A 19,855-nucleotide genomic window follows, 5' to 3' on the forward strand; every position below is an offset into this window, starting at 1 on the left:
TTTGAAAGCAACAGGAATCGTTGTTGAATATAACCCATTCCATAATGGGCATAAACTTCACGCGACAGAAGCGCGCAAAACAACAAATGCCCAAGTGATTATTGCCGTGATGAGCGGAAATTTTCTACAAAGAGGAGAACCCGCTTTTGTAGACAAATGGACACGAACTAAAATGGCATTACAAAATGGTGTCGATATCGTTTTTGAACTTCCCTACGCCTTTGCAACAGCCCATGCACCGACCTTTGCTGAAGGAGCCATTAAGATTTTAGATGCGGCCTGCTGCGATTTTTACTGTTTCGGAAGTGAAGATGGATACATTCAGCCATTTGAAAATAGTATGGCGTTACTTAACAACCAGCATACGCAGTACGAACAAAAAATTAAAGAAGCGGTTCAACATGGGATCAGTTATCCCCAGGCAGTAAATGCGGCCTATAAAGAAGCAGTTCAAACCGACAACACCAATCGCCCCTTTGTAGACCTAACTAAGCCGAATAATATTTTAGGCTTTCATTATATGCAAGCTGCAGAACAAATACATTCAACCATGCAAGCAACAACAATTCAACGCATTGGGGCTTCTTATCACGACGAGGAATTGAGTGATCAAAGAATTGCAAGCGCAACTGGCATTCGAAAATCCTACTTTGAAACGCACACATTACACGACACGCAAAGGTTTCTCCCAGAGAGCGTTCACCATCTTCTGAAGGCTTGGCAGGGCGACCATTCAACTTTCGGCAGCTGGAAGTCCTTCTATCCACTATTACGCCTTACGATCTTACGAGATGGACCTAAACGCCTCGCACATATCGCAGACGTCACAGAAGGCATCGAGAACCTTTTTTACCGTGCAGCCGTCAATCACGATACCTTTGATGGCTTTATGAATACAGTCAAATCCAAACGCTATACGTGGACGCGTATACAACGGATGCTCACACATATTTTTACGGGCTATACGTATAACACTCGTTCAAAAATTAACACCCCTACCTACTTACGATTATTAGGCATGTCACAAGCTGGGCGTCTTTATTTAAACGAACAGAAAAAGAACTTTAAGCTTCCGATTGTCAGCAAGGTTTCTTCTTTTTCCGATTCTTCACTGGATATTGATATTCATGCCGCCAATCTATACGCATTAGGACTAGGTAAATCAGAAATGAATTTAGATTATAAAAACATCCCAATCTTCCTCCGCGAATCACAGTAACCGAAAAAGCTTGTAGGACCCAACCGTGTCCTACAAGCTTTTTTATTATACTTCCTGTTCGGTTAAGTTTGTCTGCTTTGTCTTTGCAGACGGAATAATATTAAATACGATATTTAATGCAATCGCTGTTAAACTACCCGCTACAATTCCATTACTCGTAAACATTTGAAGACTCTTAGGTAAATGTGCAAATAAATCAGGTGCAACTGTTACACCAAGCCCAATCCCGATAGAACAAGCAATAATCATCGGATTCTCTTGTGAGGTTGTAAAAGTTTTACTCAACATTTTAATGCCCTGCGAAATAACCATCCCAAACATCGCAATCATTGCACCACCTAGCACAGATGTTGGAATAATCGTCGTCAATGCCGCGATTTTCGGTACAAATCCTAGCGTAATTAACATGATCCCTGTCACTAAAATAACTCTTCTCGATTTAACACCTGACATTTGAACAAGCCCTACGTTTTGGGAAAAAGTCGTGTATGGAAACGCATTGAATATGCCGCCTAAGAGCACTGCAATTCCTTCAGCACGATAACCTTTTGCAAGGTCATCCTTTTTTAGTTTGCGCTCACAAATATCACCTAATGCAAAATAAACACCGGTAGACTCTACTAAAGAAACGATTGCGACTAAAATCATCGTCAAAATAGCAGACCATTCAAAAGTAGGTAATCCAAAATAAAATGGCTTCACCATATGAAATACGGAAGCTTCATTGACAGGAGCAAAATCGACAATACCTAAAAACAATGCGGCGATTGAACCTGCAAGAAGTCCTAATAATATAGAAATTGCACGAACAAAACCTGTTGAAAATTTAAATAAAAGGATAATAAAAAGCAATGTCCCGAACGCGAGTGAAATATTCGTCATTGAGCCAAAATCACTTGCCCCTAGGCCACCACCAGCATTATTAATCGCTACTGGAATTAACGTAATTCCAATAATCGTCACAACCGTACCCGTTACAACTGGTGGGAAAAATCGAACAAGCATCCCAAAGTATCGACTGATTCCAATGACAAAGAGACCCGATACAATGATCGCTCCATAAATAGCAGAAATACCAAACTCATGTCCAATTGCGATCATTGGCCCTACAGCTGTAAATGTACAACCTAGAACGACTGGTAGCCCAATTCCGAAAAAACGATTGTTCATAATTTGCAAAATCGTTGCGACACCGCACATTAATATATCAATCGATACAAGGTAAGTTAGCTGTACTGAATTGAGCCCAATTGCTTCTCCAACAATTAGCGGTACAATGACTGCACCTGCATACATTGCTAATACATGTTGAATGCCTAGCGCTGTTGTTCTTCCCGCATTTCTCATTTTGCATTCCCCTCCTCTTCTTGGAATATAACTTCACCGTTTTCCAAAGAACGAACAATTGCGAGCGACTCTACGCGAATTCCTTTATCCCGAATTTCTGTACCACCAGATTGGAATCCTTTTTCGATGACAATGCCTACACCAGCTAATTGCGCCTCAGCTTGTTCGATAATATTCACAAGCCCATGAACCGCTTGTCCATTCGCTAAAAAATCATCGATTAATAGAACAACATCTTCTTTTACTAGAAAGTCTTTTGACACGGAAATTTCATTTGTTTCTTTTTTCGTAAATGAATAGACACTCGATGAATACAATCTATCAGTCAAAGTGAGTGATTTTCTTTTTCTTGCAAAAATCACAGGGACACCTAGATATAACCCAGCCATCACAGCGGGAGCAATTCCTGAGGATTCAATCGATAAAATCTTCGTTATATTCGAAGTCCGAAATCGTTCAGCAAATTCTTTACCTATTTCTTGCATTAATTCCGGATCGATTTGATGATTTAGAAAGGAATCCACTTTTAATACTGTGTCTGATAGTACTTTACCTTCATGCATAATCTTGTTTTTCAATTGTTCCAAAATAAAATTCTCCCTTCAAATATGAAACGTACCTTGTCTAACTTTGTCATGTCCTCGGACTTTGATGATGTTTCACATTTACAAAACACAAAAAGCCCGAAGATCATGCATCCATTCATAACTTGAGTGGAGCAATGTTCTTCGAGCAACTAATCGAAAGAATTTGAAAAAGAGACATTTCGCATATACAAAAGGCTCTTTCCATTGCTACTCATAGTCGATTTGTTTAAGGCAAATCGGTAGAAACTTGCAGGCCATATTCCCGCGATTATATGAGTGAATGTCATTAGAATGTCCTTATTGTAACATGCATTATTCGTATTTCAATAGGGTAATAAAGTAAATAATAATTCTTATTCTTCTTCAAATTAGTTGATTATATCTATTTCTAGACAAAGAATTTTTATCGATATCCGAACAAAACTGAGTTCCACCTTGGGTAAATGCTCCCTAAATGCAATGCTAGCTGTTCGGTACACATGATTTTTTTCAAAAAGCAAACTCGTCTATCGTTTCGACTAACATAGCGAAATACGCGAACGTTTCAAGAAAGTAAAATATCATTGTCCGGATTTCAAGCCTGATGATTTCGGTTGTAAATCATTCAAATAGTTAAGCGCATCATCGATGGTCTTGACTGGAACGATTTTCATGTTTGTTCCAATTGCCTTTGCAGTTTGTAAAGCCTCTTCATAGTTGGATTGAATTCCAGGATTCGCTCGCCTTACTTCTTCTGGTATTTCATCATGAGGTGCGAAAAAGATTTCGATGCCATCTTTGTCTGCAGCCATCACCTTGAAATCCGCACCACCAATTCGTCCTACTGTACCATCCTCTAATATCTCTCCAGTTCCTGCGATATGATAACCTTTCGTAATATCTCTATCATCAAGTAGGCGATTTAGTATTTCCAACGTAAACATTAAGCCTGCTGAAGGTCCGCCAATATTGGACGTATGAATCGTTACTTCAGGTTTTGTTGTCACATTCCGGTCTTCTTGAAATTGTATACCAAGCCCAACTCGTCCATCACCGTTAGGGATTTCTTGCAATGCGACAACTACATCAAGCATTTCTTCATTTCGCTCGATTGTTAATTGAACTTCCTCTCCAAGTTGCTTCTCGGAAATAAGCGCAACAAACTCACCTGAAGTCGACAGTTTGATACCGTCAATTTCATGAATAATATCCCCCATTTCTAATATATTGGAAGATGCCCCATTCTGAAGAACTTGCATGACAACAACGCCGTTCAATTCAATATCGATTGGAATACCAGCTTTCCCAAACGCCACGGTAATTGCGTTAAACTGTGAATCAGACATTAATCGTTTTTGACGCAGATTATATTCTGCCTCATTTTCGCCATGTCTTCTCACATTTTTCGCAGGCAATAATTTATGTTTATCGGAAAATCTCGAAAGCGCATAAGTAATAGGTGTCGTCTTAGACAGAGATATCGTCATTAAACTAAATGTTCCAATATCCTGCTCATCTCCACCAACTACTTCTACAAGAGGTGCAAGGTCATAAGCACCTCCGGGTTGAGTAATATAACTATCCAGTGGATAAAAGAAGAGACCTGCTAGAACAGCTAAAATCATTGCTGAAATTCCTATTCTCTTCATTCTCATCTTGATGCACCTCCATTTTAATTACTAGCATGTTCGTTTTTCGCATCACATATATACTATTATCGCTCTAAAAAAACAAAAGCGCAGATGTAACTTAAAGTAAACATCTACGTAAGAAGTAAACAATCCACTAAAATTATGACGTTAGTTCCTACACCACTCAAAGTATGTTCTTCGTACTTCTCTCAAAACTAACGAAAGGAGCAGAGTGCATGCATAAAGAAACGAATCGTGGTATGCCTTCATTATTATGATTAATATCGTCATCATATGGGGTCTCATTTTTCTTTTCATTTTACAACCTGGCATCGCACACGATGGAGCAGAAATCGGGGCGCGACTTTTTATCAATGCATTACTCCCTTATCTGCTACCCTATATTATTTTAACGCAGTGGTTACTAAAAACGTCCACCACGAACTCAGATACAGCTATTTGGAAACGATATGTGAAAGCATATGTTTTAGGTTCCTTTGGTGGATTCCCAGTGGGTGCAGTAACAGTTTCTGAAATGACAAAAAGAAATGAAATATCAACAAAACAGGGCGGACTACTTTTAGCAGCATGCCATGCACCTGGTCCAATGTTCATTATAGGATTTGTTGGCACTGAATTACTCGGTGATCTTCGTAAAGGGTGGATGCTATTAATCGCCATTCATGTCGTCAACATATTATTTTTCTTGCTTATCTCTATTTTTTTAAACTCAAAAACAAAGTTGCCTAAGGCCAGTCTTTCTAACGCTCCAAAAAGCGGTGGAATCCCACTATTAGATGCAATTAAAGACAGTTCGAATGTCATCATTCTCGTTGCGACTACTGTCATTTTTTTCTCATCACTCGGTGCAGTTTTAGCAAATCTCGTTGCGACTACATTTGATTTCGATACAGGGGTTACTCAAACAATTCTATTATCGTTTTTCGAAATGACTGCAGGCGTCCAGGAAGCTACTGTTCATTTAAGTCATTTCACTTTCTTTCCGCTACTCATTGCCGCAATTATTTCGGTGAACGGCTTAAGTATCCATATGCAAGTAGCCGTTATCGCAAAATCTGCAAACCTTTCGTTACGCCCGTATATTCTTGGTCGATTATGGAGCATTCTACTCGTTCCGATTGTCTTTTACTTTTTACTGTCATGAATATAGAAGGCTATCATTGATTTTATTTTTCATGATAGCCTCTGCATCTAAATGCAAGATTCCACTCCGCGCACCCAACTTATGTATGTCCAAATTTAGCGAGTACATTATTTATGATAGATAACTTCATGCGCCTAATGCCCAGGCATTCACATTACGCTTTTGTTACGATCATTGTTGGAATTTTTTTTTCAAGGCACTCTCTACTTCTTTAGGCACTAACTCCGAAATGTTACCTCCATATTTGGCAACTTCCTTCACAATGCTAGAACTTAGAAATGAATATTGGTTTTTTGTCATTATAAAAAATGTTTCAATATCTTCATCGAGTACTCGGTTCATCGATGTGATTTGCATTTCATACTCAAAATCAGTGACAGCTCGCAATCCTCTTACAACCGCCACCGCACCAACACTTTCTGCATAATTAATCATGAGTCCATTGGATGATGCCACTTGGACATTCGGCAGATTTGCAGTCGCTTTTTCAATTAAGGTCATTCTCTCCTCCACTGTGAACAATGAATTTTTAGCAGAGTTATTCATAATGACAACATTTACTTGATCAAATACTTTAGCAGCCCTTGTAATAATATCCAAATGACCATTCGTAATCGGATCAAAGCTCCCTGGTACAACAGCTAATTTAGACATTTCCAAACCTCATTTCCCATATATTGTTAGCGCAATATTTCCATATGTATTTGTTTTTTTCAATTTAAATTCACCGTAGCACGGTGATAATTCCACTTTTTTATCATGTTCACATATAATAAGCGCTTGTTCCGAGAGAAGATTCAAATCTACAGCCTCCTGCACTAAGTCATAAAACCTTTCTTGTGCATAAGGAGGGTCTATAAATAATAAATCGATTTTTTTATTTTGCTTGCTTAGATATTTAAAAGCATTTCGTGCATCCGTTTTTTGAACATGAACCTTCTGTTCGTATCGACATTTTTCACTATTCAAACGAATTATCTCACAAGCTGCTCGATTTTTCTCAAAAATATATGCCTCTTCCGCTCCCCTAGACAGCGCTTCTAATGAAAGCGCTCCGCTTCCTCCAAATAACTCTACAACAACCCCCCCATCAAAAAAAGGTCCGATTATATTGAACATAGATTCTTTTACTTTATCTGAAGTCGGACGAGTATTTTCACCCTTTAAAGATTTTAACGGCAACCCTCTGCGTTCTCCTGCTATGATTCTCATTCAACTATCTCCTTCACTCAGTATTGCGATTGGCATAATTTCAATATCTTTTGATGTTTTTTTAATTTCAAGTTGGAATATTCTTATCATGGCAGACTCTACAAAATAAAACTCATTTTCAATCCGTTCAAATGGTATTGATTGCGTAGCGTATCTTTTTTGATTATAAACATAAAAATAATCTCGCATTGGAAAGCGGTACTTTCTCGTACCATTTTCGATATATAAAGAGTGATCATTCCATGTAACTGTATAGCCAAGTTTCTTCATCACTACTGAAATTGGGTAATACACTTGATTATTCATGACAACCGCACGCTTCTCTAACCTATCCGTTCCTGAAACAATAATAACTTGAGGACTTTCCAGTAGAAGCGGATATGTTTGCCCATCAAGTTGGCTGTTTTTCGTAAAAAAAGATGTTTGGTAGCCTGTTACTTCTTCAAAAACTTGGGTTAACACGCCTGCATCTAATGCTTGACCATGTCTTTCTTGAATTTTATCTGTGATTTGTTTTATTTCCACCGAAGTTAAATGACTTAGTAAAACGTTATAAGCATTACGGGACGACTCCGCGCCCATTTCCTCATTTAAAATGAAGGAGGCAGCGATTTCTACAGCAAGTTTATCCTCGATAGACGTTTCGTACATTTTATAAAATTGATTTAAAACATATTGATGTACAGCTATGTTCATTTGTTTTTTTTCTGTAATGATAAAGCGATCTGAAGTAATTAATTTATGTTCATCACTTAACATAATCGTTGTATGCGGGGCATCAATTATGGTTAGCATATTTTCTATTTTTTGAACTTCTTCCGGATGTACCGACTGGTTTGAACTATATATTGTCACGCGATCACTTGAATAAACAATATTTCGTCTTTTCCTCTGCCAGTATAAATCGGGTACTGCACCTTCCCCGAGAAAAAGCGTGTAATCGATGAGGTCCAAACTTTTATTTCCCACTTCTCGTAAACCAGTTATCCACATGCCACCCTTGTTTATTTCATCGGCAAGATGAATAATGGTAGTATTTGCATTCGCTTTGTGTAATGTAGCATAAACCGATGTAAACATATTCCCCTCGACTGTAGAATCATTTTTAGGCATCACATACGAAATAGATTGCCGCGTTTCTTCGCCTTCAGTAAAAGCGGTTACATGGTTATCGAGTCGGGAACAAGTATCCTCCCCTTCTAAATGACATGTACGTTGCTCACTTTCCTCTGGCCAAACAATCTCCAGACGATTTTGTGGCAAATTACTAAAATGATGGCGAATGATTAATTCATCATTTCGATTAATCATTTCAATTTCCTGATCGTATGTAAGTTGATCGATATTGCCTTTAGTCGAATCGTTTGCTTCCTGATAGTGCACATAGATTAGAAGTGCGTTAGTCAACAAGAGCAATACGAGTGCTTTTGTTATTTTTTTCAAATACACACCTCCATCTATGCCTTCTTCCTAAATCGTTTCATATGAGGTTCTCAATATGCGTAGCAAGGAATATTCATCTGCCAGGATTATTGGGATTATTGGGTTTCCCAATTAATCATCCATTCTGGTCTTTAGAGACCAGTCTTATAATCATATTCTTTCGCCTTATCTGGTTTTGCATTTTCATAAGTTGTCTTTAAAAAAGGGCGATAGGAAGGTACGACTCTTTTTACTGATGAAAGTTGCCTCACTTTTTTCATAACAGATTCAACGTCTTCCTGATTACAATAAAGGACTACATATTTCATTTTTCTTGATATATAATGGACATGTCCATATTTTCGAAGTGACTTTGCTTGTCTTAAATTATGCAAATAAATGATTATACCTTGTCGTTTGATCATCTAATTCCCTCTTTTCCTACACACTACAATACCATATGTCTGAAAAGAGCTGCAACTACAATTAGAACGATCCATTCGTATCATTTTATTAAAAAACTCTACATGAATGATTGATTCATCGGTTACCAAAGGAGGAATTCTCATGGGAAGAAAAAGAACTGTCGCCCTAACTGTAGGAGCTGCGAGTATAGCTGCATGGGCTGCTTCTAAAGCGATGTCTAAGTCCATCCCTCGCACCGAAAAGAAAGCGCTAAATTTCGATAGCCCGATTGTATTAGCCAACCGTGGTGGCCTACTAGAAGCGCCTGAACATACGAATGCAGCTTTTAGTCATTCAGCATCGTACGGTGTCCATGGTTTTGCGGTCGATATCCGTTTAACGAAAGATGAGCAGATTGTCGTGTTTCATGATGAATATGTGAACCGAACAACAAATCTTGAAGGTAAATTAGCAGATTATTCGTTAAGCGAAATAAAAGAAGCCGATGCTGGTTATCACTTTAAAGATAAAAATGGAGAATTCCCTTATAGAGGGAAAGGCGAAACTGTTTTATCCCTTAAAGAGCTTTTAGAACAATTTCCACACCTGTTTATTTGTATTAACATTCAAGAAACACCTGATACATATGAAGGTAGCTTGATTCCTTCAAAGTTATGGTATCTTATCGAAGAATTGGGAGCTGAAGATCGCCTTGCCGTTACAAGTGCTTTTGATGAGCAAGTTGACCGTTTTAATTTATATGCCCAAAACCGGGTTGCTATCGGAGCGGGAAATCGTGAAATCAAAAAAGCCTATACTGCTTTCACAAGCCAATTCGGGCATTTTTATCAACCAACCACTGACTTGTTTTGTTGCCCCCACAAAATGGGGATATTCTCAATCGGGAGAGCTGGATTTATCAATTTCTTATCGAAGTTAAATATACCGATTTATTTTACAGATGTTGATGAACCTGACAATATTACAACGCTTATCAACGCAGGCGCTGCTGGCTTTATTACTGATCAACCCACTGTCATGATGAAAACCATTCAAAATGCTGTTGCTGAATAATTAAAAAATGCCGGACTTACGAAAATGTAAGTTCAGCATTTTTAGTTAAGCCGAGCAAGAACAGCTTCCACCAGAACCGCAGCCGCTTCCGCAAGATGAATCAGTGAAGAAACCATTACCTGTTGGAACTTTCACCGACTCTGATACAGTCTTTCCGATAATCATTCCAATTTCATCGAATAATTGCTGTACATCGTTTTCTGCAAGACGAAGCGCAGCTACTTGTTCATTTAAATCCAACTCTCTTTTACGTAGTCGGATATCTTTCATCACAGTTCTATAATCTGGATGATACCGTCCAAACCGTTGCACTTCTTCATAACGCTCTTTTAGTATGGTAAATTCTTTAATCGATTTTACAAGAACATCATTCGAATAAACAGCTTCTCGGGCTTTATTATATTCTTCAACGACTTCAGATGAAGCCATGATTTTTATTAGTTCTTCCGCATGTTCGATGATGGTGAGCCATTCATCAGTGATTAGCATTAGATTCATCCCCTCCACTCACATTCAATCATAACAGATTCATATGAGTTCGTGAATGGTCGGGACTTACTTTATGTTCGCAAATAAAGCTTGCTCTGCAATTTCGACATCAGAAAATGGGAGTATTTCCCTCCCAATATGTTGTGTTTTTTCATGTCCTTTCCCTGCAATTAGTACGATATCCCCTGCAGATGCAATGGAAATTGCCCTTTGAATTGCTTTAGCTCTATCGACTTCGACTTGGACAGCAGTACTCCCTTCGGAAAAACCCGCTGTAATATCTTGAATAATGGTCAATGGGTCTTCATTTCTCGGATTATCAGAGGTTACTAAGATAGTAGAAGAATAGAATGCCGCGATTTCCCCCATCTCTTTTCTTTTTCCTTTATCACGATTTCCCCCACAACCAAAAACAGTAATAATCCTTTCTTGGCTTTCTTTAGCGAGTGATTGTAAGACAGTTTCCAACGCATCAGGCGTATGCGCATAATCGATAATCACTGTAACACCATTACGCTCTATCCTTTGCATTCTTCCTTCAGGTAATGATAACAAAGAGGTATGAGTAAAAATCTCTTCAAATGGATGAGAAAGGATGTGCAATGCGCTAATTGCCGCTACTGCATTCATTTGGTTAAAAAATTCAAAAACAGGGAGCTTTAATTCCTGTTCAAAAGTAGGCGCTTTTACTTTATAAGTTCCGCTTTCATTGATAAGTTGAACGTCAGATGCCCCTCCTGTACCGAAAAGAGTAAACGGTTGTGAAGAATTCTTTGTCATGTCAACACATATATCATCATCACAATTCACAACGAGATGCTTTGCCTTGTAAACTAGCTTTTGCTTTGCTTGAATATATGCCTCTTTACTTCCGTGTTCTTCATAATGATCAACACCTACATTTAGTAAAATGCCAATGTCAATCTCACAATCTTCCAATCGATCTGTGGATAATCCAAGAGACGAAGCTTCCATGATGATATGCTTGATTCCCTTTTCTTCACAATCCTTAAGTAACGGATGGAGATACTCTGCGGGCAACGTTGTCATTGATGGAATATCGTAGGTAGCTCGCACACCATCAATAAATACCCCTAACGTTCCAATCACAGCAGTGCGCAGCCCTAAGCCATTTAAGAGTTGACCAATAAAGTGGCTTACCGTCGTCTTACCATTTGTTCCCGTTACCGCAATAATCGTTAAGCGTTCCGATGGGTTTCCTGATAACCTTGCACTCGCATGTGATAAAAACTTTCTGCAATCCGGGACAACGATTAATGGAACGTCACGAGATAAGTCAATGGATACCGGCCTATCAAGTACAATTCCCGCAGCTCCTAGTCGAATTGCCTCTTCTATATATGAAATTCCATCCACTTTCTCTCCTTTCCTCGCAACAAATAGGAATCCAGGTTTGACAGCTTTAGAGTTTTCCGTAACGCCAACCACTGGAATACTAAACTTTTCACCAGTAAACGTACACGGCCAGTCTTTAAGTAACTCTTGTAAAAGTAACACGCTACTCCCCTTCCCGAACATTTTGTCAATAAGCGAATATATTATTGAGAACGAACCAATTAAAGCTTTGTAATATTGAAGATTTGAAGATGCAGTTCCGACAAGATGAATTACTTCTGAAATGAAGTTTCAATTTATGGTATGAAACTGATGTTTCGAATGACACGAAGAAAGTTGGGGGACTTTTATGATTGTGCAAAAATTTGGCGGAATCGCCATGCAAAGTGAAGAAATGAGAAATTACAGCATGAACCACATATTAGATGGCATCAAACAGTATGAAAAAATTGTCGTCGTCGTATCTGCAATTGGTCGATTAGGGGACCCATATGCAACGGACAGCCTAATTAATCTTTCCGAAGCCTTTGCATCGGATTATGTTGCTCGAGACCTCGTAGCATCCTGTGGTGAACTTATAGCATCCGCTGTTCTTTCAGCAGAGTTACATCAGTTCGGGGTATCTAACACAGTTCTCCACGGTAAACAAACTGGAATTGTAACGGCAGGTGATTTTGGGGACGCTACACTTGAAGCCATTGACACATCCAACATTATTAAATCTTTAGAACAAGTTGATTGCGTTATCATTCCTGGCTTTCAAGGGATGGATAAGTTAGGAAACGTGATGACTTTAGGGAGAGGTGGCAGTGATTTAACAGCAGTTGCACTCGCCGATTCACTTCAAGCTTCTCACGTAGAATTTTTTAAAGATGTTCCGGGTGTATTAACAGGAGACCCTAATTTTGTTTCTGACTATGAAAAATACGACTTTCTAAGTTTCGACGAATTTCTCACCCTACTAAATGGAGACAATACAATCGTCCAAAAGAGAGCAGCAATACTTGCAAAAGAAAAAGCGATTCCATTATATGTTAGAGGAATCGCTAGTTCAGAAACAGGAACTTGGATAACAAACTAAATATTCTTTTCTAAGAAAACAATAATCATTATCTTTTATTTTCAACAGGCACTTTGATGAATGTTTGAGCGAAATAATTATTATATGCGCCAGTTCCTAAATGAGTGAAATCCTTATCCAACATGACTTTTCGATGATCTGATGAATTCATCCAACCATGCACCGCTTCTATTGCATCAACGTAATTGAATGCGGTGTTTTCACCTGCCTTCTTATGTTCAATAGAGGCTTTTTTCAGTCGATTAGATAGACTCTCCTCTTTAGTCGCTTCTTCTTTCAAGTTATTTTCCAATGCCAAAAACTCGCTATGTTTCCGCGCAAAGGTACTCAAGGAGTAATCACCTTGTAATTCTGAAACTTGATGTTTCACTCGCTGTAGATTTGTTAACTCAAAGATTTGCCGCTCAATTGTCCTATCCACTTCAATTTGTAATGTAGATGAAGGCGGTTTAGAGGTGAGCAGTTCGCCCATATACGTCATTTCATATGGTTGATGAAGCACTAATGTAGCAGGATCAATAAATCGTACGCCTGCCAGTCCATTATTCTCTCTATCGATATACAGTTGTGCAAATAAGTCCTTATATATAATTAAAGGCCGGCTATGTAAATCTTCACTATTTAAAGAAAACGTATATATATTATCTGCAACATTCACATCTACTTCGGAACCGACAATTGTAAATCGGTAAATATCATTTATATCTTGACCGATTTCAAACGGGGCAACATTCGATGTGTCATCGGCTGTATAGAGTTGATTTACAATGCCATCGCGTGTAACACCGACCATGAGTCGTTTGTCATTCTCGTATATCCACCAATCATATTGATAACTAGATGGTTCGATACGCTTTGGTTTACCTAACACTTCAATTAAAGTATCTACAGGTTCTCCAACATAAATAGAGATTCCTTCCTCCGGTCGAGCTGACTGTGGAATCGCAGAGCCTACTCCTTTATCTTCAACTGGTACCGCAGTCCCTTGTTTAACAGGCGCCTCTAGCGGTTCATTTTCTTTTACGCGTTCTCCCATCACATAGAAAACGAGAAGAACAGCAACTAGTAGGACAGCTATTCTGAAAATATTCTTCAACCAAATCCCTGCTTTCAACTAAATTTAAACGTACATTCGATGTCCCTACAATTTTGCTAGATATTCCCCAATAAGACCGAAACCTAAAATCATTCTGTACCCTAATCTCATCGACACAATGTTGTCATTGCAACTGCAACGAAAGTGTTCTATTATGAATAGGTATAGTGTATTTTCTGGATAATCGATAAAAGGAGGATTCAATCTATGTATATTGAAAATACTGGCATTGAAAATATCGTTTCGGATTTATTCATACTTGATGAAATTATGCTACAACATGATTTAATTCGTGGTGGACAATGGGACTACGAGCGCGTTACTTATGATAAAAAGTATACGCTTAAAGAAGGTACTTTTTATCTGCGTATTTTCGGTTTCGCAACAGAAGGCGATGTTGACGCACGTGACGCAATTATTCAACTTAAAAAACCTGTCATCGGGAAGCATTACTACCCATTCGGCGTAGAATACGGTGAAGACGAACATTTCCCTGAAAGCCTTATCAAAGATTGTGAAACAACATTAAAGAAAGTGTTAGTTGCATTAGAAAAACATAATTTAAAGAAAGTTTGATTTTTCGATAGCCGAAGAACTTTAGATTCTTCGGTTTTTTTGTCAATAAAAGCGTTTGCTCATACCTAGTAAGTATATCTATTCAAATCTAAATAATTGGTTATAATAAAGGTAATATGAATTATTGGAGGAATGAGCATTGTCCAAATGGTTTACTAAACGGAACTTTTTCATATTGTTAAGCGTTATATTCATTATACTAATTTTCTTTTATATTATCCCAGTTTCCTTACCAATTATTTTTGCACTCCTTACAGCTTTGCTCATCGATCCCCTCGTTAGACTTGTAGAAAAGCAATTTAAATGGAATCGAAAACCAGCTGTGATCTCTGTTTTCATCTTTATTTTAGCAATTATCTCTTCACTATTATATTATACTGTTACCCGTCTTATAGGAAAGATAATCGACTTCACGCACGCAGCTCCTGGTCATTTCAATACATTATCCGGCTTCTGGATTGATATGCAAAATAAACTATTCCAGTATACGGCCGGCATGCCAAAAGAAGTTATTGAATCCATTCAGGAGTCCTTAAAAAACATATTTGACTCGATTAGAATAGCAATCCTTGAATTGTTGAGCTACGACAAGATTACATCACTCTTAACCGACGTGCCAAACTATCTCGTTAGTTTAATCGTCTTTGTTATTGCATTGTTTCTATTCATGTTAGAATTACCAGAACTCAAAAGAATATTATTTAAGTATCTCACAAAATCTACAGAAAAAAAAGTACGATTTATGGTTACAAAACTCAATTCAATTCTATTTGGGTTTGTGAAAGCACAATTTCTTGTTAGTATTATCATTTTTGTTGTTACACTTATTGGACTCTTTTTAATAAAACCTAAATATGCTTTCATTATGTCCCTTATTATTTGGATAGTTGATCTTATTCCTATACTTGGATCAATCATTATTCTCGCTCCGTGGGCATTATATTATTTCATAAGTGGCGATGTCGGAACAGGAACTCAACTAACAATTTTAGCAGTTATTCTTCTAGTGATACGTAGAACAGTCGAACCAAAAGTAATGGGGTCACAAATTGGCCTTAAACCTTTACCAACTCTCATTGCAATGTTCATCGGCTTAAAACTTATCGGCTTTCTTGGATTCTTTATCGGACCACTTGTCGTTATTTTATTTACTACTGCACGAGAAGCAAATATCATTCGCGTTAATTTTAAAATTTAACCAGGACGAATGCTTTATGAATTTAAAAAAGTAGAGGAAACCATTCCTCTACTTTTTATATTTTCTTATTTTTTAACTGTTCGCTTGTAATTCTTGATGTTTCAATAACTCTTGTCTAGTAATTTCATCAGCATTATTTCGTTCTTCATTTGCCCAAGAAAAGAAGATTTTCCCGATAACAAAAATATAAATCATTTCCTGCGCAACCTTCATTAAAATACCTCCGAGCTGTTGATCATATAACGAAGACATGCTTGTAAACATTTCAGGTCCTGATATTCCTAGACCAGAAAGTCCTGCTAACGTTCCAGGTGGGACACAGAGCGCCATGGCTTGCAACCAAGCATCTCCGTTCGTATACGTATCATATACAGCTACATCCGCAAAAATGATTAATGTACAAGCTGGCGTGATTAGGATCGCACTTAATACAACGTATCCAATCTTCTTTAGACCGTGTACTTTAGGTTGCCCTTTAACTGTATTCACGAGCGGCCACCATAGAAATATCGCTGACATGAAAATAGTGGCAGTAAACATTCCATGCAAAATTAAATTTAACTTTACGTTGTCAAGAATTAACGGATAATGATAAGCTGAAAATAAAAAACTAAACATAAATAAGCTAATAAGAGGCTTCGTGAAAAATCTGAAGATACTATTAATCAATTTCACTTCAAATAACTTTTCCCACACCCAATTCGGTATTCCCATAATGAGTAGAGGTGCCACTCCTAATAATAGAAAGGCCATTTGAGTCATATGTACAGAAAATAATATATGACCTAACAAATCGACCGGTGAACCTTTTAAAATGTAAAGAAGTATCATTCCACTTAAAAAAAATATTGCTTGCTTACGTGTTAAAGCGGTGGAATTTTCAAATTTATGACGCCATTTAACTGTGATTAAAAAATAGAGCAGTACTACAACCAATAAAGATAAGAAATACCACGGACTCCACAATGCACGAAATCCGAATATACTTAAAGGCATTCACCATCACTCCTTTATTACAGTCTCTATTTATATTATAAAGCAATGCAAACCTATAACTCAATGGATGAACTATGACAAATTCATAGAATAATAAAAACTCGTACAGAAGTAGATTCTGTACGAGTTTGTTGTGCCGCATACTTAACTATACAGTTTATACGTATAGTGGGTTCCACCAAACGATTGTAACGAATGTAAGAACGATTAAGAATGCGAGTAATGCTCCAGTAAACATGAACATTTCCGGAATTCCGTGCCCTTTTTCATTCATGTGCATGAAGTAGTAAAGTTGTAATCCGACCTGCACAGCAGCAAATAACAGAATGACTGGAATTACATAGAACTTAGAGAACCCAATTACATCCGCATTTGAAGCTAATACGATCGCAAATGAAGTAAGCGTCAAGAATATCATCATCGAGAACATAATAACTTGAGCACGCATTCCTTTTCTAGCACGTAATCTTGCAATTTCAACTTCACTTGGTGTTTTTTCATAAATTTCGATGTCTGCCATATTAACCTACCACTCCCATCAAATAGACTGCAGTGAAGATAAATACCCAGATGACGTCAATGAAATGCCAGTATAGTGAAAATGTATAATATTTTGTTGCGTTATACAAGTTCAATCCACGCTTCGCATTTCTGAAAATGAGTAACGTAATCCAAACAAGTCCGATTGCTACGTGGAAACCATGCGTCCCTACAAGTGTATAGAATGATGAACTAAACGCACTATTTCCGTAAGTGAAACCTAGTTGTACATAATGAGTAAACTCATACACTTCAAGCATTAGAAAACCAAGACCTAGAAATGCTGTAATTCCTAGCCATAGTTGCATCTTCCTGAAGTTGTAATTTCTCAAATGATACATTGCATAAACACTTGTTAATGAGGATGTTAATAATAGCATCGTCATTACAAATACAAGCGGTAATTCATAAAGCTCTTGTGTCGAAAACTCGAGACCAGCTGGCCCTTTGTTTTTTAATGCTAAGTATGTTGCAAATAGCGTAGCAAACAAAATTACTTCTCCGCCAAGGAATAGCCAGAAGCCAACAAACTTATTTTTGGCTTCAAAAGTAGCTGTTTCCGGGTTATCAGGCCAAGTCTCAGGGGTAAATTTCTTATTCAGATCCATTATTTTTGACCCCCTTCACGCTTCATGTCCCTTAAGATTTCTTCTTTAGGAACATAGTATCCTAAATCATCTTTCACAGAACGAATTGACATTGTAACGAAAGTCCAGAACAGACCGAACACTAAAAGCGATAGTCCCCAAGACGTTTCTAAACGGAACATTGCACCGAATCCTGCCATAAACAATCCAAATGACATGAGGAATGGAATAATTGAACCGTGCGGCATATGAATATCTTGCAATGGAACTGCCGGTGTATAACCAGATTCGTTACCTTCTTGCTTTTCAATCCATACAGTATCTAATCCACGTACAAGTGGTGTTTGTGGGAAGTTGTAATAAACGGGTGGTGATTGAGTTGCCCACTCAAGTGTACGCCCATCGCCCCACGGATCATTACCAACGCGCTTATTTTTAACTGTCGTAACAATGATGTTGTAAACAAGTACAATGACACCAATCGACATTAAGAACGCACCGATCGTACTAATATAGTTCGCCGCATTCCAACCTTGACCATCCATATACGTAAATACGCGGCGTGGCATTCCCCAGAATCCTAACCAGTGCTGGATAAGGAATGTCATATGGAAACCAATAAAGAAGAACCAAAATGTCACTTTACCAAGCGTTTCGTCTAGCAATGTACCGAACATTTTTGGCCACCAATAGTGAGTAGCCGCTAAAATACTGAGTACGACACCACCAATAATTACATAGTGGAAGTGAGCGACGATAAAGTATGAATCATGCAATTGGTAGTCAAGTGGTGCTGCACCTTGCATAATCCCTGTTACTCCACCCATTACGAATGATGGAATAAATCCGATTGCATAGAGCATTGGTACTGTAACTTTAATACTACCGCCCCACATCGTCAGTAACCAGTTAAAGATTTTCACACCTGTAGGTACAGCAATAGCCATTGTCGCAACTGCGAAAATTGCGTTTGCCGTTGACCCTAATCCAACTGTGAACATATGGTGAGCCCAAACCATAAATCCTAAGAAACCAATGAGTACTGTTGCAAAAACCATTGATGTATATCCAAACAAACGCTTTCTTGAAAACGTTGGGAATACTTCAGAGAAAATACCGAAAGCCGGTAAGATTAAAATATAAACTTCTGGGTGACCAAATATCCAGAATATATGCTCCCAAATAATTGTGTTTCCACCCATTGTATGGTCGAAGAAGTTTCCGCCGAACAATCTATCAAATGTTAAGAAAAACAAGCCAATTGTAAGTGGTGGGAACGCAAACAAGATCATTGCTGACGCGATAAACGTAGTCCAAGTGAATAATGGCATACGCATATACGTCATTCCCGGTGCACGCATGTTAATGATTGTGACAAGGAAGTTAATCCCCGACATTAACGTACCTCCACCTGCAATTTGTAAACCGATAGAGTAAAAGTCAACTCCATGTCCTTCAGACGTGATTGCTAATGATGTATAAGAAGTCCAACCAGCATCAGGTGCTTGCCCCATAAACCATGATATGTTTAAGAACAATCCACCGAAGATAAACATCCATAACCCTAGTGAGTTAATGAATGGAAACGCTACGTCACGCGCACCGATTTGTAGTGGCATAATTGCGTTCATAAAACCGAATAATATAGGCATGGCTGCAAGGAAAATCATCGTCGTTCCATGCATCGTAATTAACTGGTTAAATAGCCCAGCACTAATTAGATCGCTATTCGGGTGAAGAAGCTGAATACGAATTAGAACTGCTTCAATCCCACCGAGTACGAAGAAGAATCCTCCGCCTAGCAAATAAAGGATACCAATCTTCTTATGGTCAACTGTCGTCAACCAATCCCATAGCCAGGCGCCAAAGCCTTTCTTTTGAGCAACTGAACTCAC

The 19,855-nt window shown here is 38.1% G+C and carries 20 protein-coding genes and 1 riboswitch; of the genes, 6 read left to right on the top strand and 14 right to left on the bottom strand.

What is annotated here, in order from left to right:
• Position 1 precedes the first annotated feature (1 nt).
• Positions 2 to 1,219: a nucleotidyltransferase gene (locus AB1H92_RS10380; RefSeq protein WP_115360367.1), complete on the top strand. Its 1,218-nt coding sequence runs from the start codon at positions 2 to 4 to the stop codon at positions 1,217 to 1,219.
• Positions 1,220 to 1,264: 45 nt separating this feature from the next.
• Here the strand turns inward: AB1H92_RS10380 and AB1H92_RS10385 are convergent, their stop codons facing one another.
• The 3 genes from AB1H92_RS10385 to AB1H92_RS10395 all read right to left on the bottom strand — a co-directional run bounded on the left by AB1H92_RS10385 (position 1,265) and on the right by AB1H92_RS10395 (position 4,787).
• Positions 1,265 to 2,566: a nucleobase:cation symporter-2 family protein gene (locus AB1H92_RS10385; protein WP_115360366.1), complete on the bottom strand. Its 1,302-nt coding sequence runs from the start codon at positions 2,564 to 2,566 to the stop codon at positions 1,265 to 1,267.
• Positions 2,563 to 3,153, bottom strand: a complete 591-nt coding sequence (locus AB1H92_RS10390) for a xanthine phosphoribosyltransferase (protein WP_115360365.1) — start codon at positions 3,151 to 3,153, stop codon at positions 2,563 to 2,565. The genes AB1H92_RS10385 and AB1H92_RS10390 overlap by 4 nt, the downstream gene beginning before the upstream one ends.
• Before the next feature lie 194 nt (positions 3,154 to 3,347).
• Positions 3,348 to 3,449, bottom strand: a riboswitch (purine riboswitch).
• A 264-nt stretch (positions 3,450 to 3,713) separates the two neighbouring features.
• Positions 3,714 to 4,787 (bottom strand): SepM family pheromone-processing serine protease, encoded by a 1,074-nt coding sequence (locus tag AB1H92_RS10395; RefSeq protein WP_115360364.1) that lies wholly within the window; start codon positions 4,785 to 4,787, stop codon positions 3,714 to 3,716.
• A gap of 250 nt (positions 4,788 to 5,037) precedes the next feature.
• On the opposite strand from AB1H92_RS10395, the gene AB1H92_RS10400 reads away from it, so the two are divergent.
• Entirely contained in the window at positions 5,038 to 5,928 is an 891-nt protein-coding gene (locus AB1H92_RS10400; protein ID WP_115360363.1) for a hypothetical protein, read from the top strand.
• A gap of 171 nt (positions 5,929 to 6,099) precedes the next feature.
• Here AB1H92_RS10400 and coaD read toward each other — a convergent pair whose 3' ends face one another.
• From coaD to AB1H92_RS10420, 4 genes are all read right to left on the bottom strand, one after another.
• The gene (gene coaD, locus AB1H92_RS10405) at positions 6,100 to 6,582 is read right to left on the bottom strand and encodes a pantetheine-phosphate adenylyltransferase (protein WP_115360362.1); all 483 of its coding nucleotides are present in this window, start codon (positions 6,580 to 6,582) and stop codon (positions 6,100 to 6,102) included.
• Positions 6,583 to 6,591: 9 nt separating this feature from the next.
• Entirely contained in the window at positions 6,592 to 7,140 is a 549-nt protein-coding gene (rsmD, locus tag AB1H92_RS10410; RefSeq protein WP_115360361.1) for a 16S rRNA (guanine(966)-N(2))-methyltransferase RsmD, read from the bottom strand.
• Positions 7,141 to 8,583 carry a hypothetical protein gene (locus tag AB1H92_RS10415; protein WP_115360360.1) on the bottom strand — a complete coding sequence of 481 codons (1,443 nt, stop codon included), beginning with the start codon at positions 8,581 to 8,583 and terminating at the stop codon, positions 7,141 to 7,143.
• A gap of 131 nt (positions 8,584 to 8,714) precedes the next feature.
• Positions 8,715 to 8,987: a YlbG family protein gene (locus tag AB1H92_RS10420; protein WP_115360359.1), complete on the bottom strand. Its 273-nt coding sequence runs from the start codon at positions 8,985 to 8,987 to the stop codon at positions 8,715 to 8,717.
• A 142-nt stretch (positions 8,988 to 9,129) separates the two neighbouring features.
• Here AB1H92_RS10420 and AB1H92_RS10425 point away from each other — a divergent pair, with 142 nt between their 5' ends.
• Positions 9,130 to 10,041: a glycerophosphodiester phosphodiesterase family protein gene (locus tag AB1H92_RS10425; protein ID WP_115360358.1), complete on the top strand. Its 912-nt coding sequence runs from the start codon at positions 9,130 to 9,132 to the stop codon at positions 10,039 to 10,041.
• 45 nt (positions 10,042 to 10,086) lie between these two features.
• Here AB1H92_RS10425 and AB1H92_RS10430 read toward each other — a convergent pair whose 3' ends face one another.
• Together AB1H92_RS10430 and AB1H92_RS10435 are read right to left on the bottom strand one after the other, a co-directional pair.
• Positions 10,087 to 10,530 carry a YlbF family regulator gene (locus AB1H92_RS10430; protein WP_115360357.1) on the bottom strand — a complete coding sequence of 148 codons (444 nt, stop codon included), beginning with the start codon at positions 10,528 to 10,530 and terminating at the stop codon, positions 10,087 to 10,089.
• Between the two features lie 66 nt (positions 10,531 to 10,596).
• Positions 10,597 to 12,048 (bottom strand): UDP-N-acetylmuramoyl-L-alanyl-D-glutamate--2,6-diaminopimelate ligase, encoded by a 1,452-nt coding sequence (locus AB1H92_RS10435; protein WP_166739530.1) that lies wholly within the window; start codon positions 12,046 to 12,048, stop codon positions 10,597 to 10,599.
• Positions 12,049 to 12,235: 187 nt separating this feature from the next.
• Between AB1H92_RS10435 and AB1H92_RS10440 the strand changes: the two genes are divergently transcribed.
• Positions 12,236 to 12,967 carry an aspartate kinase gene (locus AB1H92_RS10440; protein ID WP_115360355.1) on the top strand — a complete coding sequence of 244 codons (732 nt, stop codon included), beginning with the start codon at positions 12,236 to 12,238 and terminating at the stop codon, positions 12,965 to 12,967.
• A gap of 28 nt (positions 12,968 to 12,995) precedes the next feature.
• Here AB1H92_RS10440 and AB1H92_RS10445 read toward each other — a convergent pair whose 3' ends face one another.
• On the bottom strand, positions 12,996 to 14,063 hold the full coding sequence (locus AB1H92_RS10445; RefSeq protein WP_115360354.1) for a CAP-associated domain-containing protein: 1,068 nt from the start codon (positions 14,061 to 14,063) through the stop codon (positions 12,996 to 12,998).
• A 207-nt stretch (positions 14,064 to 14,270) separates the two neighbouring features.
• On the opposite strand from AB1H92_RS10445, the gene AB1H92_RS10450 reads away from it, so the two are divergent.
• Both AB1H92_RS10450 and ytvI read left to right on the top strand, forming a co-directional pair.
• Entirely contained in the window at positions 14,271 to 14,639 is a 369-nt protein-coding gene (locus AB1H92_RS10450) for a YugN family protein (protein WP_115360353.1), read from the top strand.
• A 139-nt stretch (positions 14,640 to 14,778) separates the two neighbouring features.
• Positions 14,779 to 15,837 carry a sporulation integral membrane protein YtvI gene (gene ytvI / locus AB1H92_RS10455; protein ID WP_115360352.1) on the top strand — a complete coding sequence of 353 codons (1,059 nt, stop codon included), beginning with the start codon at positions 14,779 to 14,781 and terminating at the stop codon, positions 15,835 to 15,837.
• Between the two features lie 72 nt (positions 15,838 to 15,909).
• On the opposite strand, the gene ctaG is transcribed toward ytvI, so the two are convergent.
• From ctaG to ctaD, 4 genes are all read right to left on the bottom strand, one after another.
• Entirely contained in the window at positions 15,910 to 16,833 is a 924-nt protein-coding gene (gene ctaG / locus AB1H92_RS10460; protein ID WP_115360351.1) for a cytochrome c oxidase assembly factor CtaG, read from the bottom strand.
• Between the two features lie 157 nt (positions 16,834 to 16,990).
• A complete protein-coding gene (locus tag AB1H92_RS10465) occupies positions 16,991 to 17,353 on the bottom strand; it encodes a cytochrome C oxidase subunit IV family protein (RefSeq protein ID WP_115360350.1) in 363 nt (120 codons plus the stop codon).
• A 1-nt stretch (position 17,354) separates the two neighbouring features.
• Positions 17,355 to 17,981, bottom strand: coding sequence for a cytochrome (ubi)quinol oxidase subunit III (locus tag AB1H92_RS10470; RefSeq protein ID WP_075528535.1), 627 nt, complete (start codon positions 17,979 to 17,981; stop codon positions 17,355 to 17,357).
• The gene (gene ctaD, locus AB1H92_RS10475; protein ID WP_115360349.1) at positions 17,981 to 19,855 is read right to left on the bottom strand and encodes a cytochrome c oxidase subunit I; all 1,875 of its coding nucleotides are present in this window, start codon (positions 19,853 to 19,855) and stop codon (positions 17,981 to 17,983) included. The genes AB1H92_RS10470 and ctaD overlap by 1 nt, the downstream gene beginning before the upstream one ends.

The organism is Sporosarcina pasteurii (assembly GCF_041295575.1).
GTDB lineage: Bacteria > Bacillota > Bacilli > Bacillales_A > Planococcaceae > Sporosarcina > Sporosarcina pasteurii.

Coding starts and splice junctions, on each gene's coding strand:
- AB1H92_RS10425 (WP_115360358.1), top strand. CDS start 9,130: ATGGGAAGAAAAAGAACTGTCGCCCTAACTGTAGGAGCTGCGAGTATA.
- AB1H92_RS10400 (WP_115360363.1), top strand. CDS start 5,038: ATGATTAATATCGTCATCATATGGGGTCTCATTTTTCTTTTCATTTTA.
- AB1H92_RS10450 (WP_115360353.1), top strand. CDS start 14,271: ATGTATATTGAAAATACTGGCATTGAAAATATCGTTTCGGATTTATTC.
- ctaG (WP_115360351.1), bottom strand. CDS start 16,833: ATGCCTTTAAGTATATTCGGATTTCGTGCATTGTGGAGTCCGTGGTAT.
- AB1H92_RS10465 (WP_115360350.1), bottom strand. CDS start 17,353: ATGGCAGACATCGAAATTTATGAAAAAACACCAAGTGAAGTTGAAATT.
- AB1H92_RS10420 (WP_115360359.1), bottom strand. CDS start 8,987: ATGATCAAACGACAAGGTATAATCATTTATTTGCATAATTTAAGACAA.
- AB1H92_RS10395 (WP_115360364.1), bottom strand. CDS start 4,787: ATGAGAATGAAGAGAATAGGAATTTCAGCAATGATTTTAGCTGTTCTA.
- rsmD (WP_115360361.1), bottom strand. CDS start 7,140: ATGAGAATCATAGCAGGAGAACGCAGAGGGTTGCCGTTAAAATCTTTA.
- AB1H92_RS10430 (WP_115360357.1), bottom strand. CDS start 10,530: ATGCTAATCACTGATGAATGGCTCACCATCATCGAACATGCGGAAGAA.
- AB1H92_RS10440 (WP_115360355.1), top strand. CDS start 12,236: ATGATTGTGCAAAAATTTGGCGGAATCGCCATGCAAAGTGAAGAAATG.
- AB1H92_RS10385 (WP_115360366.1), bottom strand. CDS start 2,566: ATGAGAAATGCGGGAAGAACAACAGCGCTAGGCATTCAACATGTATTA.
- coaD (WP_115360362.1), bottom strand. CDS start 6,582: ATGTCTAAATTAGCTGTTGTACCAGGGAGCTTTGATCCGATTACGAAT.
- AB1H92_RS10470 (WP_075528535.1), bottom strand. CDS start 17,981: ATGGATCTGAATAAGAAATTTACCCCTGAGACTTGGCCTGATAACCCG.